General features: G+C 37.1%; 13 protein-coding genes, 1 tRNA gene and 1 riboswitch. Of the genes, 6 read left to right on the top strand and 8 right to left on the bottom strand.

The window, feature by feature from the left end; genetic code table 11:
- Nucleotide 1 precedes the first annotated feature (1 nt).
- The 8 genes from F824_RS0123500 to F824_RS0123465 form a co-directional block, all read right to left on the bottom strand.
- Entirely contained in the window at nucleotides 2-1,228 is a 1,227-nt protein-coding gene (locus F824_RS0123500; RefSeq protein WP_019600392.1) for a glycosyltransferase family 4 protein, read from the bottom strand.
- Complete coding sequence (locus F824_RS0123495; RefSeq protein WP_019600391.1) at nucleotides 1,225-1,956, bottom strand: class I SAM-dependent methyltransferase; 732 nt, start codon at nucleotides 1,954-1,956, stop codon at nucleotides 1,225-1,227. The genes F824_RS0123500 and F824_RS0123495 overlap by 4 nt, the downstream gene beginning before the upstream one ends.
- Nucleotides 1,953-3,221, bottom strand: coding sequence for an ABC transporter ATP-binding protein (locus F824_RS28055; RefSeq protein ID WP_019600390.1), 1,269 nt, complete (start codon nucleotides 3,219-3,221; stop codon nucleotides 1,953-1,955). Before F824_RS28055 ends, F824_RS0123495 begins: the two co-directional genes overlap by 4 nt.
- Nucleotides 3,218-4,726 carry a hypothetical protein gene (locus F824_RS0123485; RefSeq protein WP_019600389.1) on the bottom strand — a complete coding sequence of 503 codons (1,509 nt, stop codon included), beginning with the start codon at nucleotides 4,724-4,726 and terminating at the stop codon, nucleotides 3,218-3,220. The genes F824_RS28055 and F824_RS0123485 overlap by 4 nt, the downstream gene beginning before the upstream one ends.
- Nucleotides 4,723-5,676, bottom strand: coding sequence for a hypothetical protein (locus F824_RS0123480; RefSeq protein ID WP_019600388.1), 954 nt, complete (start codon nucleotides 5,674-5,676; stop codon nucleotides 4,723-4,725). The genes F824_RS0123485 and F824_RS0123480 overlap by 4 nt, the downstream gene beginning before the upstream one ends.
- The gene (locus F824_RS0123475; protein ID WP_316928741.1) at nucleotides 5,676-7,046 is read right to left on the bottom strand and encodes an MBOAT family O-acyltransferase; all 1,371 of its coding nucleotides are present in this window, start codon (nucleotides 7,044-7,046) and stop codon (nucleotides 5,676-5,678) included. Before F824_RS0123475 ends, F824_RS0123480 begins: the two co-directional genes overlap by 1 nt.
- 102 nt (nucleotides 7,047-7,148) lie before the next feature.
- Complete coding sequence (locus F824_RS0123470) at nucleotides 7,149-8,225, bottom strand: glycosyltransferase WbsX family protein (protein WP_019600386.1); 1,077 nt, start codon at nucleotides 8,223-8,225, stop codon at nucleotides 7,149-7,151.
- The gene (locus F824_RS0123465; RefSeq protein WP_161629753.1) at nucleotides 8,222-9,019 is read right to left on the bottom strand and encodes an FkbM family methyltransferase; all 798 of its coding nucleotides are present in this window, start codon (nucleotides 9,017-9,019) and stop codon (nucleotides 8,222-8,224) included. Before F824_RS0123465 ends, F824_RS0123470 begins: the two co-directional genes overlap by 4 nt.
- Nucleotides 9,020-9,401: 382 nt before the next feature.
- Here F824_RS0123465 and F824_RS0123460 point away from each other — a divergent pair, with 382 nt between their 5' ends.
- The 6 genes from F824_RS0123460 to F824_RS0123435 all read left to right on the top strand — a co-directional run bounded on the left by F824_RS0123460 (nucleotide 9,402) and on the right by F824_RS0123435 (nucleotide 13,678).
- Complete coding sequence (locus F824_RS0123460) at nucleotides 9,402-9,614, top strand: hypothetical protein (RefSeq protein WP_019600384.1); 213 nt, start codon at nucleotides 9,402-9,404, stop codon at nucleotides 9,612-9,614.
- A 53-nt stretch (nucleotides 9,615-9,667) separates the two neighbouring features.
- A riboswitch (TPP riboswitch) is annotated at nucleotides 9,668-9,764 on the top strand.
- 137 nt (nucleotides 9,765-9,901) lie between these two features.
- Nucleotides 9,902-10,624: a class I SAM-dependent methyltransferase gene (locus tag F824_RS0123455; RefSeq protein WP_026333891.1), complete on the top strand. Its 723-nt coding sequence runs from the start codon at nucleotides 9,902-9,904 to the stop codon at nucleotides 10,622-10,624.
- Nucleotides 10,624-11,679 carry an AIR synthase family protein gene (locus tag F824_RS0123450; RefSeq protein WP_019600382.1) on the top strand — a complete coding sequence of 352 codons (1,056 nt, stop codon included), beginning with the start codon at nucleotides 10,624-10,626 and terminating at the stop codon, nucleotides 11,677-11,679. The genes F824_RS0123455 and F824_RS0123450 overlap by 1 nt, the downstream gene beginning before the upstream one ends.
- Entirely contained in the window at nucleotides 11,670-12,302 is a 633-nt protein-coding gene (locus F824_RS0123445) for a thiamine phosphate synthase (RefSeq protein WP_019600381.1), read from the top strand. Before F824_RS0123450 ends, F824_RS0123445 begins: the two co-directional genes overlap by 10 nt.
- 93 nt (nucleotides 12,303-12,395) lie before the next feature.
- Nucleotides 12,396-12,641, top strand: coding sequence for a Trm112 family protein (locus F824_RS0123440; protein WP_236613248.1), 246 nt, complete (start codon nucleotides 12,396-12,398; stop codon nucleotides 12,639-12,641).
- 963 nt (nucleotides 12,642-13,604) lie between these two features.
- A tRNA-Pro gene (locus F824_RS0123435) sits at nucleotides 13,605-13,678 on the top strand.
- Nucleotides 13,679-13,909: the final 231 nt, after the last annotated feature.

Here is a 13,909-nt window from a genome sequence, read left to right as displayed (position 1 = left end):
CCTAAGATTCCGCACATACGCTCTTATAATGATCAATGCACTTGTTATAAATTTTTACAATTTGATCTGAAACCCTTAATCCTGAATATTCTTGTACTAAGCAAAATGCGTTTCCCTCAATCTCTATCCTTTCTTCTACTGACAAATTCATAAAGTAATCTATTGCATCAACCAAAGAGTTTAAACTTCCACTTTCAAATAAAATTCCATTAACTCTATCAGTAATCACTTCTTCAAAACCCCATGCATTCGGACCTATCACAACTTTTCCCATAGCCAATGATTCCAAAAGGGTATTTGGACAATTATCGACTCTTGATGGCAATACAATTAAATCCATCTCTTTCATCAAAGAGATTAGTTCATTCTTTGGGATAGAATCAGAATAATGAATAAATGATTCTGAAAAAACTTGATCTTTAATTTTTGAATTTACTTGGCTGTCATCGTTTAGTCGACCACACAAAAATAAATCAAATGAACCAGGCCTAAGTTTTGAAGTAGCATCGATTAATAAATCTACCCCTTTACGATAATCAATATTTCCAAAATACCCTATTTTCAAAATCTGATTCCTCTTTATTAATTCAGCTTTTTCAAAATGAAATCCAATAGGGGTAGGAAGATGTAATTTAAGTTGAGTTGGGTTAGTTTTAATTTGATTTAGCGAATAAGTAGACGGCCCAACAATACAAATTGCTCTCTTATAAGATTCCTTCTCAAATTTTATCTGAGCATTAACTATTTCAGAACGTAAGCCATAATAGCCTTTTCCTAATTCATTATAAAAATCTGTCAAACTACTTATTCTGATAATATTAGGAATACTCGACACCGGGAAATATCCTAAACCATTTAAATTTACATATTGAATTATGTCAACAGGCCTAACCTTGAATTCTTCTTCCAGAAAAGAATTAATATTCTTTGCATTTGATTTCAACTTTAAGTAATGAACAAAGGAATACTTTTTAATCCTTTTAATAAAAAAATGTAAGAGAATTTGAAAGACAGTAGGTTTAAATGATGGCAATTTAAACTCTCTGAAAAGTACTTTATTTCCGAAATAATAAAACTTTTGATTAATACTTCCAGGCTGATATATGGAAACTTCGAAACCAAGATCAGACAGCAATTTCGCTTGGTTCCAAATATATGTCCCCAAACCACCAGTTTTTGACTGATCCGGTAGAATAAATTCAGTTGTCACAAAAGCAATTTTTTTCAATTTTTCTTTGCTATTGCAACCAAATGTGGTTTCTTTTTTTCAATACTGAGTTTAAGAAATTCCAAAATACCTCCAATCGTTTTTCTATTGAACCCATTCCACTTAGGATTATTAAAGAAATGAGTCTCAATCATTCTATTATTATTAAAACCCTTTTCTTTCAATTTTTCATTTAAAGTAAATTTATCCCATTTCCTTACATGTTGCCACCTATGGAACACCAAGTCACTAAATGGACAATAAATATAGGAATTTTCTAATATTTCATTATTAGGAGTGGTAATAATAATAATTCCATTATCAGTTATAAGTTTGAAAACATTTTCTAACAATTCATTTAAATAATAATCATCCAAATGCTCAACCACTTCAACTATAAATATTATATCAAATTTTAAATCTTGATTCTTTATGGATTCTAAATCCATTGCCCCAGAAAAATTTTTAAATATCGAAAGTTTATTTTTCAATAAAACAATTGAATCAGGAGATGAATCTAATGAGGTCACATTAAACCCCTTTTTTAATAGTTTTTCAGACAGAAAACCTATTCCAGCTCCATAATCAAGTATTTTATGATCTTGCTTTAACTCATTAGATAACATTTTGATTATCTTATCTCCTACCATATAAGTAAAGTACTTTAATGGTTCATTTGATGCAAAATCCCAAAACCTCTTTATTGAATTTAAGTCCCAACTTGCAATTTCCTTTCCATTATACCTCATTTGTCATGCACATTGTTTAATTCCCATTTAAAATCATCGATGTAAACACAATTGTTATCTGTCCATTCAAATTGATGAGGAATTCCAACCATAGAAACTTCAAATGGGCAAATATTATCAATCTTTTGATTGTTCTTCTTACCACTCATCTCTGAAAAATGAAAAGTAAAATCATAATGACCTTTATATAATCTAAGTTTAGGTATTTCACAAATTAGTTCGTAAAACCCTATATCTGAACCAATAGGATTTTCTCTATCATGTAACCATCCATACATTATAGCCTTTCCAGAGCCCGATTCTTTAATTTGAAAGGCCACATTCGCCTTTTCTAATTTTTTTATCGCTTTAAGCTGAACTCTTATCTTTAATCTTTCACCAAATTTATGAACCTGATTAGGCAAGGAAGTTTCTACATATATAGAGACTATTTGATTTGTCTTGATTTCCTTATCTTCAAAATAAAATGGCTGAGTTTTAACAGAATCATTTAAATAATGAGAAATTCCCTGACTACAAGATCCATTAAAATCAATAATTCCATTTTTAAGCAATAAAACATTAGTACATAATTCAGAAACAGCCTCCATGTTATGGCTAACAAAGATTACTGTTCTTCCTTGTCCGGCAACATCTTCCATCTTTCCCAAGCATTTCTTTTGAAACTCATAATCCCCAACTGCAAGAACTTCATCGATAATCAAGATCTCTGGTTCAAGATGTGCTGCAACCGAAAAGCCAAGGCGCACTTTCATACCGGAAGAATAGAACTTGACGGGAGTATCAATAAACTTTTCAACACCTGAGAAATCAATGATTTCATCCAGTTTAGTGTCAATCTCCTTTTTTGTCATTCCAAGTATTGTCCCATTCATGTAGATATTATCCCTTCCTGATAATTCAGGATGAAATCCAGTGCCAACCTCCAGCAAAGAAGCAACACGACCATGGATTTCAATTCGACCTGAAGTTGGTTCTGAAATTTGAGAGAGAATTTTAAGTAAGGTAGATTTTCCTGCACCATTTTTGCCAATAATCCCCAAAACTTCCCCCTGCTTCACTTCGAAATTAACATCCTTAAGTGCCCAAAAAACAGATTCATCCTCTGCTCCAAACCGATTCATTTTTCTGAGCCTCTTGAGATTTTCAAAGGGAAATTTCAAGATGTTAACTATCTGACCAGCTAAAGTTTCGGCCTGCTTTTCTTTTAATCCAAGACGGTAGCGTTTGGATAAATCTTGGACTTTTATTATTGACTTTTTCAAAGACTATATAAGTTAAAACTTAATTTAGGTAAAAAATAAATCGAAATATTCTCATCGGAAATCAACAATTTACCTCCGTTATATTCTATAAATTTTATATAATTTTCATCTCTGTATTCAATGCCTTCAAAACAAAAAAAAGAATCATTTAGCATAAGATTTTCAAATAATTGGATAGAGTCCTTTTTTATTTCATTTTCGGGAATTGAATTAAACCTCCCTAAATAAAATTCTGGGTTGTGAGGCAAAGGCAGTGTCTTTGTATTCTCAAAATAATAACTGAATTTTCCTTGATTAGAATTATATACTGGGTTATCTCCAATCAAATTCTCAATATATTTTATTTCTTTGGTGAATTTTAATCTAAAATCAGAAATATCTCTAGTAGTAAATGAAGCCCCTTCAAGAAAAAACATACTGCTTTCAATAAATATTCTTTGCGAAATGATAAAAAATAAAGAAACTATACCAATTGATATAAACTTATAACTCTTCAATTGTTCCACAAAAAAAGCTATAGATAATATTGCCGTAAGTAAAAAAGGGAAAATTGTTCTTTGATTAATTTCAATATGCCCAGATTTTGAAATTAACAAAATCAAAACAATTGGATATAAAAAAACATACATACCTAAAAAAATATTTACATTTGTTTTTCTAAAAAAATTAAATATTAGTACTAGTAAAACACCAACATAAATAACAACTCCTGACAAAATCACACCCACTTCTGTAAACCTTTTTGTGAATTTTGAAAAAAAAGTAAAAGATAAAGTAGAAAAAAAATCCTGAATATTATGAATAAATGCCACTTTGAATAATTGAAAATCAAATGCCTGACTAATATGTGAAATCAAATTTCCATTAAAATACCTCCAAAATAAAATTGCCAATATTGGAACAAACACCATTAAAAAAAAATATAAGAAATAATAATACTTACCTCTTTTTTGGTCAGTTGTCAAAAAAGGAAACAACAAAAATATGGGTATTAGTAATAAGTTATTATATTTAACTAAAACCAATGCTGATATGACAAAAGAAAAAATAATAATATTTTTTCTTTTTCTAACATCTAAAGTTTGCAAACAAAAAATTAAAGTAAGCAAAAGGGTGTAAAAAATGGAATCTGCTTGAGCAAAAAACTGAATTTTAAAAGTCCAAAATGAAAAAAAACCTGTTAGAATTACAAATTTAGCTAAAACAGATTCAAACTTTTGGGCAATAAAAAATACAATAATAATATCAGCCATTATTAATAAAGAACAAACAACTTCATAAATAAAAATGGTTTGAATTTTTGAAATTCTTGAAATTAAAAACATAAAAAAAGGATATCCTGGAGTATAATATTGGGTATGAGGAAATTCTCCTTCACTAATAAATTTAAACATTTGAAAATAATTAAAAGTATCTCCGGTAATAATTACCCCTCTATTAAAAAACAAAAAGAACGTAAAAAGTGATAAACAAACAAAAGAAATATAATAAATAATTAATTTCATTCTTTCTTTCTATTAACCTCAATGAATTCATTCCTAAATTCTAACATAAATTTATCAATTCCAATTCCATTAAGATGGTTTGCATTATAAAAATTAGTTTTATCAAGATTAATGCTGCTTTTTGAAAAGTCAAACAATTTATAATTATTTTGTGATGCTTGCAAAGTGTAGAAATTTAATATTTCCTTATAATTTGTAATTAAAGAAAACCCCTCTTGGTACATAGGAGCAAATACCCAAAAAACTTTTATCCCCTTCATTTCAAGAGATTGGCAAGTTTTTAAAAATTCATTAAACAAATTCTCCTTTAAAACTTGCTTTATTCCATTCGGATAATCTTTTTTTACATTTTCAAAGGTCCCATCCCATTTACTATTGTTTCGTTTAAACCCATTCTTATTATTCCTTTCGCTACCGTATAAATTGAAATAATTTAAAATGCCATAAACTTTAATTTTCTCGTTGAATTTGTATCGAACTAAAGGAAATTCGTACAAAATAGATGGAGTAACCTTGTTAATTTCCAGCATTTTCTGAATTTCTGGTAAATCCTTAAATGGTATTAATTGCTCAAATCCATAAAATTCATCTTTGCTTTCAAAAGAATTTAAATCTAAAACCCAAATAAGTGTTTTTGGAATTTCATTTTTTCGTAAATACAGGTCTAACATTAGTTTTTGTAATTCATAAAAAGAACCATCAAATCCTAAGTTGTAACACGACATACCTAATTCATTATCTAAAAATTCAGGGTCAAAATGAACATATGCTCTTGAAGATCCAACAATCAATAATTCAGCATTTAATTCTCCATTTACGATATCGTTCCATTTACTAATTTGCCGATAATTTGAAGTTTTCACACCTTCTTGAATCAAATAATCAACTCCATATATAATAACAAGTAAAAAACTAAATATTCCAAATAATTTGAATAGAAATTGATTCATCAAAATTGAAAATAAATAAACTCTTTAGCCTCAGTAAATACTCCCCAGAACACAATCAAAAAGCCTAAAACAACATAAGCAATATATCGGTACCACTTTCCCTCAAGGTTTTCCAACCAATTATATTTGAATCGTCCGACCCAATCCAAACCCAGAAATAAAATCAGAGCTATTCTTAAATCATAACTAAACCAAGAAAAATTCATACTTAAAAATGGATTATTAAAAATTCTCTCCAGATAGAACCAAGCACTTCCTATCGTTTCCGACCTGAAGACAACCCAAGCTAGACTAACAAACAAAAAAGTATATAACATCTGCAAGATTTCTTTAAAGGATGGAATTAAATGGTCCCCCTCATCAAGATGTACCCTATTCTTCCCAATCAAGAAAATCGGAATAAACATCGCTGCATGAATCCCTCCCCAAGCGATAAAGGTCCAATTAGCTCCATGCCAGAAACCGGAGACTAGAAAAACGATAAAGATATTTCGAATCGCTTTGGCTGTTGAAACCCTGCTTCCTCCCAGTGGAATGTATAAGTAATCCCGAAACCAGGTGGATAGGGATATATGCCATCTTCGCCAGAATTCGGCAATGTCCCTGGCGAAATAAGGTGTTCGAAAATTGACCATCAACTTAAACCCGAGCAATAGCGCCACCCCAATGGCGATATCCGAATAACCGCTAAAATCCCCATATATCTGAAAGGAAAACAGCACTGCTCCCATAATCAATTCCAAACCTGAGGCTGTCTGATAATTTTCGAAAATAGGATTGACTACCAAGGCACAGTTGTCTGCGATGACCATCTTCTTGAACAGTCCCCACAGAATCAGCTTCATGGCTGTGGATCCTTGCTGGTATTGGAATTCTCTTCTTTTGAAGAACTGAGGAAGCAGATTGGCTGCTCTTTCGATTGGACCAGCCACCAATTGAGGGAAAAAGGCGACAAAGGTGAAGAATGCTATTGGATCTTTGGATGCCTCTATTTTTCCTTTATAAACATCAATAGAATAACTCAGCGTTTGAAAGGTGTAAAAACTGATGCCTACCGGAAGGATGATTTGGAGGGTCTCCGGATGGGCTTGAAAACCCATCATTTGAATAAAATCGGTAGTGGAGTCGATGAAGAAATTAAAATACTTGAAGAAGGCAAGCATTCCAAGATTGACCAAAAGACTGATTCCCAGATATTTTTTCTTATCATAAAACCAACTTTTCAGCCCCTCCTTTTTTACGGTAGGCTCTGAATGCTTGTCTTCCGACATTCGCAATCCGCACCAGTAATCCACAGCCGAACTCAATACAATCAAACCCAAAAACCTCCAATCCCACCAGCCATAGAACACGTAGCTGGTTACAAGCAAAAACGTGTTTTGGGCTTTCAGATTTTTCTGAAAAATAAACCAATATAGCAAAAATGCTATCGGTAAGAAAAAAAGAAAGGTAAAAGAGTTAAAGAGCAAAATTCAGCTTTTTTGACTTTTAATTACCTCTAAAAAAGATTTACCAAACTTTTGATCCGGTTCCAGAAAATTCCCTTCCGCCCATTCATTCCAAGATTTAATAAAAACAATTTTCCGATCTGATTGATTTTTTCTCGCTTGCTTTAAACAGGCTTTGAGGTGTTCTCCAAATGCCTTAGGATTGGTTTGAAGATAAACTGTGCCAAGATTTTTTGTTCGTGGAGTATTATCCCAGTTTGGGATTGCAAGTGGAAAAAAATCAATAGAATAATTTTCTTTAAAATCTTCGAGACATGCTCGAACAGAATGAAAAAAAATTGTTTTTGGAAGTCGAAATACTCTTCGAATAATTGGATTATTCAGCCCATATCGTAAAAAAAAACCTGAAATTGATTTCGTTAAATATTTATTTATTTGAGACAAATTTGGATTAACCATGCCATCAAACTTTGAATGCTTGGCATTCCATTTAGGTGAAGATTTTACAGCTATCCAAAAGATTCCCGGAAGTCCATTTAAAAGGGCCTGCTCATTAAACGTAGCTAAAAATAAATCTAAATCAGGAATGGATTCAGGTGCATAAACCTGAAATACAGGTTTACCTTCAATTTTAAGACTTCTTTTATCCTCGAAAAATGGAAGCAAATACTGAAAATGAACTAGGTAATCTTCTTTGCCTAGATATTTCTGTTCAATTAATAATCTATTTCCAGCGCCATGCCAAGTCCCTTTCCAAGATTCATTGGCCCAACACATACAAAACTGAATATCAACTTTATGATTTTTAAGAAACTGTTGAATAGGTTTTTCCAACATCACCTTTCCATCCCCGAACCAGTAATGATAAAAAACAAAACCATCTACTCCATGTGCCATAGCAATTTTGGCTTGTTCTTCCATAACCTCCGGAATCCTTAAGTCATAAAAACCAAGATCTGCAGGTAATTTTGGTTGCTGATGTCCTGGAAAAAAAGGACTCGCTTTAGTTACATTCGTCCACTCAGTAAATCCATTTCCCCACCATTGATTATTTTCTGGGGTAGGGTGGAATTGAGGAAGGAAGTATGCAAATAATTTCATAAGTTTTTAATTGCTCTGAGGACACCCTTTCTCAAAAATGGAGCTTTAATATTATTATCATGAAAAAAAAGCATGTAGCCAGAACTAAAGCTGGTTTTAAATCCTCTTTCTTCAAAGTATATTTGGAATTCGTACGCATCATTTTGATTGTGATATGTACAAATTGCAATTTTTATCCTTCTTGGTGAATTTAGAATTCCTTCCATTCCCTTTAACACGTCTCTCTCTGACCCATCCACATCTATTTTTATAAATAGATTCTCATTTTTTACCATTTCCAATGCGTCTAATGAGATATGCTTATCATCATTTAAAATTCCAACATATTTATTGATAATTTGTACCTTATCACCATAAGTTTTAAATGTTTTGGCTAATGCTTCAACCCATTCTTGTTTTCTTTCAAACAAAATAGTTTTTTTAGCTTTATCAACGTTCTCTAAAGAAAAATTACCCTCAGCAGCACCCAAATCTATTAATACATCATCACTTTCAACTTCAAACCCATCTGTACAATATCTGTGTGGTGATGTAGATTCTTGTTCAACTAATAAAGAATTGAAATAATATTTTACTTGATTTAATGACCAACTATTTAAAAAATATAGCTTTTTCCCTTCATAAACCACATAAGGAAAGTTATTATCAAATTTAATTTTTTGATTTAATTTATTATATTTTTCTGCAAAAGCATATGGAAATATGACTAATCCTTTATCCTTAATATAGCTGAAAATGTCTTTTTGTTCTTGTTCTAGTTTATTTTTCTCAGAATAATCAATTATTCTTTTCAAAAGAATATATCTTTTGAAATCTCTTCTAATATAATAGAATTTTACTCTTATATTTTTTAAAAACATTTAAATAAGACACTAACTGAAGATTATTTTTTAACAAAAAAGGAAAGAAGTTTTTGGGTTTTATTAAACAGATGTAGAAAGTTGAAAAGAAGGCCGTATTAAAAATAGACCTAGAAAATATTTTCAACTCTTAACACATAGATCCAATTCTCTATTTCTTTTTGCTTTTCGTAAAATCATGCATTTTTTAGAGTTAAAACTCTTAAAGATCCCTCCCGTCAGCTTCGCCCCTTCAGTCACGTTTGTGCTTAGCGGGATGAGTAAGAAAATTACTCTGTGGTGACAAATTTAGTCCGATGGTGGATATTAGCAAGGAATGTGGGGGAAAAAGTTTGGGAAGGGGGAGGAAGGTTTGAAGGGGGAAGTTGGAAGGAGACAGGAGACGGGGGGAAGTGGGAAGTTTGGGAGTTGGAAGTTTTGGACGGGAGACGGGAGACAGGGAACGGGCGGAAAGTTGGAAGGGGACGGAAGAATGGGAGGTGGAGTGTTGGACGAGGGAAAGGGACGGTGGGGAAACAGTGGATTTTGAAAACAAAATGGCATGGAGTGTAGATTTTCTGGGATTTTGATTAGTTTCGGGGATAGAAACGCACGGGGTGCCTGACGAAAGTTGGGCTGAGACGATACCCGAACACCTGATTTGGATAATGCCAACGGAGGGATGCTTTATAAAATATTCCATTTTGTACGCCACCCTTTTGGTCACTCCCATCGGTTGGCGTTTTTTGTTTCGCCCGAATAGGCATTAAAGAATTTTATCCTTTAATGGAATTGGCAATGCATAACACGGGTTTCGCCTTTAACCTGAAAAACAAAATGGAACTGGAAAAATCAACATTTGAACTGATCCCCAAAACCCAGCAAAACTGGCAAAACCGACCGGAATGGTTTTTTAACCGGGAACATACCGATCCCTATGAGCAATGGTATGAGGGGCGCTACAAGCGTGCGGAGATCTGGCAGAAAAAGGTCATGGAACAATTGGTCTCCAAGGACAAACGGATAAAAACGCTGCTGGAATTTGGCTGCGGAACCACCCGGTTTACCCGCTGGTGGAAGGAAATCGGGATCGAAGCCACGGGCGGGGACATTTCGCCCCTGATGCTTTCCCAGGCCGTGGACCTGTTTGACGGGGACCTGGTCATGGCGGATTCGCACTACATGCCTTTCAAGGACCATTCCTTCGATGCCATGGCCTTTATCACCACCTTCGAGTACTACAAGGATCCCGTGAAAGTGATCCGGGAAGCTGCCCGGGTGGGCAAATACGGGATTGGCATGGGAATGATGAACCGGAATTCGCCGAAGGTCCTGCGGAGGCGGGTGCAACAGTTGTTCGGGAAAAACCCCTTCTATGTCACCGCCACCTTCTACACGCCCCAAAAACTAATTGCCATCATCGATACCGCCTTGGAGGGCCGCTCCTACTCCATCGAATGGTCCTGCACGGGATTGCCCAAATGGTTTCCGGTCCAGCAATGGAGCCTGCCCTACGGGGATTTTTTCGGTTTGTACATCAAATTCAACGACGTGGACTGATGGAAGCAAAACTTGGAAAAATAGACCAAAGCCTTATCGCAGGCGTGATCGCGCAGCAATGCGGGAAATCCAGAAAGGAAGTCCTTACCGGACCACAATTCGGCGTGGATGTCTCGGTGGTGGCCCTGCCGGGGGGAATGGCGATGGCGGCGACCAGCGATCCGCTCTCCCTGATTCCTTCCCTCGGTTTGGAGAAATCGGCCTGGCTGTCGGTTCACCTGGCGGCAAACGACATTGCGACAACAGGATTTGCGCCGATGTATGGGCAGTTTGTGCTCAACCTTCCCGGGACCTTCTCCAAGGAGGATTTCGGTAGCTATTGGGGACATGTGCACCGGTTTTCCGAGGAAATCGGGCTTGCGATCACGGGCGGCCATACGGGATTTATCGCCGATCAGCATTCCACCATTGCCGGTGGGGTGACGCTCTTCACCATCGCTCCCGCAGAGCAGGTCCTGACCAGCAAGAAAGCAGGCATTGGGGATGCCATCTTGGTCACGAAGGAATGCGCCATTTCCTCGGCGGCCATTCTGGCATTGAGTTTCCCGGAAACGGTCATCGCGGCCTACGGCAAGGAAGTCCACGAAAGTGCCTGTGCGCTCTTTTACCAAACCTCCTCCCTGCCCGATGCCTTGGCGGCTATTAGCGGGGAAAGCGGCAGGGCCGAAGTGACGGCGATGCATGATGTCACCGAGGGAGGCGTATTGGGTGCGATCTACGAAATGGCCAGCGCTTCCGGCCATGGGGCAAGGGTAGACAAGGGCAAAATCCCACTGGGGGAAGTGACCGGAAAGATCTGCTCCCTGTTTTCGATCGACCCCTACCACAGCGTCGGGGCCGGCGCGATGATCATCACCTGCAAGCCCATGCATGCGGCGGCCGTCATGGAACGCCTGCACTTGGCAGGGATCGCCTGCAGCTGTGTGGGCGAGATCCGGGAAAAAGCCTACGGGATCCAATTGGCCGAAGGGGAACAGGAAAGTGAAATGGCATATATGGAAACCGACCCGTATTGGGCGGCATTTTTTACCGCAATGGAAAAAGGATGGACCTAAGGCGACAAATAAAGGGGGGCCTCTACCTGGTCATCGATCCTGCGATGGAAGAAGCACTGCTGTTGGAAAAACTCCGGATTGTGCTTGCCTCCCCCATCGCGGCGGTCCAGGTCTGGGACAATTTCCCCGATGATGGGAATCCCGAAGCCCTGCTCGAGAAGGTGATCGTCCTTTGCCAGGAAAAAAATGTTCCCGTGCTGATCAACAACCGCTGGGAATTGCTCGCGCAACATGTCTTTGACGGGGTCCACTTTGACCAGGTGCCGGACCATCTTGCTTCGGTAAGGTCCTGCATCAAACGACCGTTTTTGGTGGGCATCACCTGCGGAAATGAGCTGTCGACCGTGGCTTGGGCCGATGGAAACGCGGTCGATTATCTTTCCTTCTGCTCGATTTTCCCCTCCCAGACCAGCAACAGTTGCGAACTGGTCCTCCCGGAGACCATCCAAAAAGCCCGGGAAATGACCGCTTTGCCGATATTTTTGGCAGGGGGGATCAGGCCGGAAAACTTAAACGAATTGGAGAAATTGTCCTTTGACGGGATTGCTGTGGTGTCGGGCATCATGCGTGCTGCCGCACCGGAAAAAGCCATTTCGGCATATCTCACATATTTAAACCCCTGACACATGCAAATCCATTTCAGCCTGAAATTGCTTCACAGCACAATTTGGAAATGGAATGCATCATTCGGGTCATAAAACCAGAAAACTATGAGAATGGAAACGATTGCTAAACTATGTTGCCCCTTTGACAAGGAAGAACTTGATCTGACGATCCTGTCGCAGGATTTGAGCGGAAATGTACTGGAGGGAATCCTGCATTGCAAAACCTGCAAGCGCATCTACCCCATCATCAAGGGAATCCCCATCATGAGTCCAGACGAGTACCGTGAGAAGAAATACGAGCAGCCGATGCTGGATGCTTTCGCAGAACGTGGTAAGTTATTGGTACGAAGTAAATAGTACTAAGTCTTAAGTACAAAGTACAAAGTTGATCGTTCACCATGCGTTACTTGGTACTTAGTACATGGTACATGTTTCATGGTACTAAGTCTTAAGTACGAAGTACAAAGTTGATCGTTCAGCCATGCAGTACTTAGTACATCGTACATGTTTCATGGTACAAAGTCTTAAGTACAAAGTACGAAGTTGATCGTTCTGCAATGGATTACTTGGTACTTAGTACATCGTACATGTTTCATGGTACTAAGTCTTAAGTACGAAGTACAAAGTTGATCGTTCTGACTTGCAGTACTTGGTACTTAGTACATCGTACATGTTTCATGGTACTAAGTCTTAAGTACGAAGTACGAAGTTGATCGTTCTGCATTGCAGTACTTGGTACTTAGTACATCGTACATTTTACACGGTACTAAGTCTTAAGTACGAAGTACAAAGTTGATCGTTCTGACTTGCAGTACTTGGTACTTAGTACATCGTACATGTTTCATGGTACTAAGTCTTAAGTACGAAGTACGAAGTTGATCGTTCTGCATTGCAGTACTTGGTACTTAGTACATCGTACATTTTACACGGTACTAAGTCTTAAGTACGAAGTACAAAGTTGATCGTTCTGCCAAGCAGTACTTAGTACATGGTACATTTTACACAGTACAAAGTCTTAAGTACGAAGTACAAAGTTGATCGTTCTGCCATGCAGTACTTGGTACTTAGTACATCGTACATTTTACACAGTACTTAGTACTGTGAATGATGTCCCAAGCACGAAACTCCCCCATGTGAATATTCCTTGAAAATTAATGATTTGATTGTCAGTGATTAGGGATGGAATTTTTGGGATTGGGGATAAATTGCGGGAGGGGCATGTTTTGAATTCCGATTATTTTACTACTTTTGTATCGCGTTGAAGCAAAAACAGCAAGCGTCCAAAAGACAAAGCCTATAATACTTCACTGCACTATTGATCGGGGTGTAGCGTAGCCCGGTATCGCGCCTCGTTTGGGACGAGGAGGTCGTAGGTTCGAATCCTGCCACCCCGACTGCATCAATAGCGTGCCAAAAGCCAGTAAATCTTCCGATTTACTGGCTTTTTTTATGGCTTTCCGCCTATTGTCATTCGGTCAAACGGTTTTTTTATCTGTGCGTTTGGTCTTAATTTTAGAGATCATGGATGTTTCGGTCGTGCCGATGGCACTTTGACTCCTATAGGGTGTTCGGCATTACCCACAATGAATTGTGGGCTTAAGAGTTGACCCAAGCCTACGGCTTTT

Origin of the sequence: Rhodonellum psychrophilum GCM71 = DSM 17998, from assembly GCF_000381545.1 — a bacterium.
Taxonomy (GTDB): Bacteria; Bacteroidota; Bacteroidia; order Cytophagales; family Cyclobacteriaceae; genus Rhodonellum; species Rhodonellum psychrophilum.
This window is presented reverse-complemented; position numbering and strand designations above follow the sequence as displayed.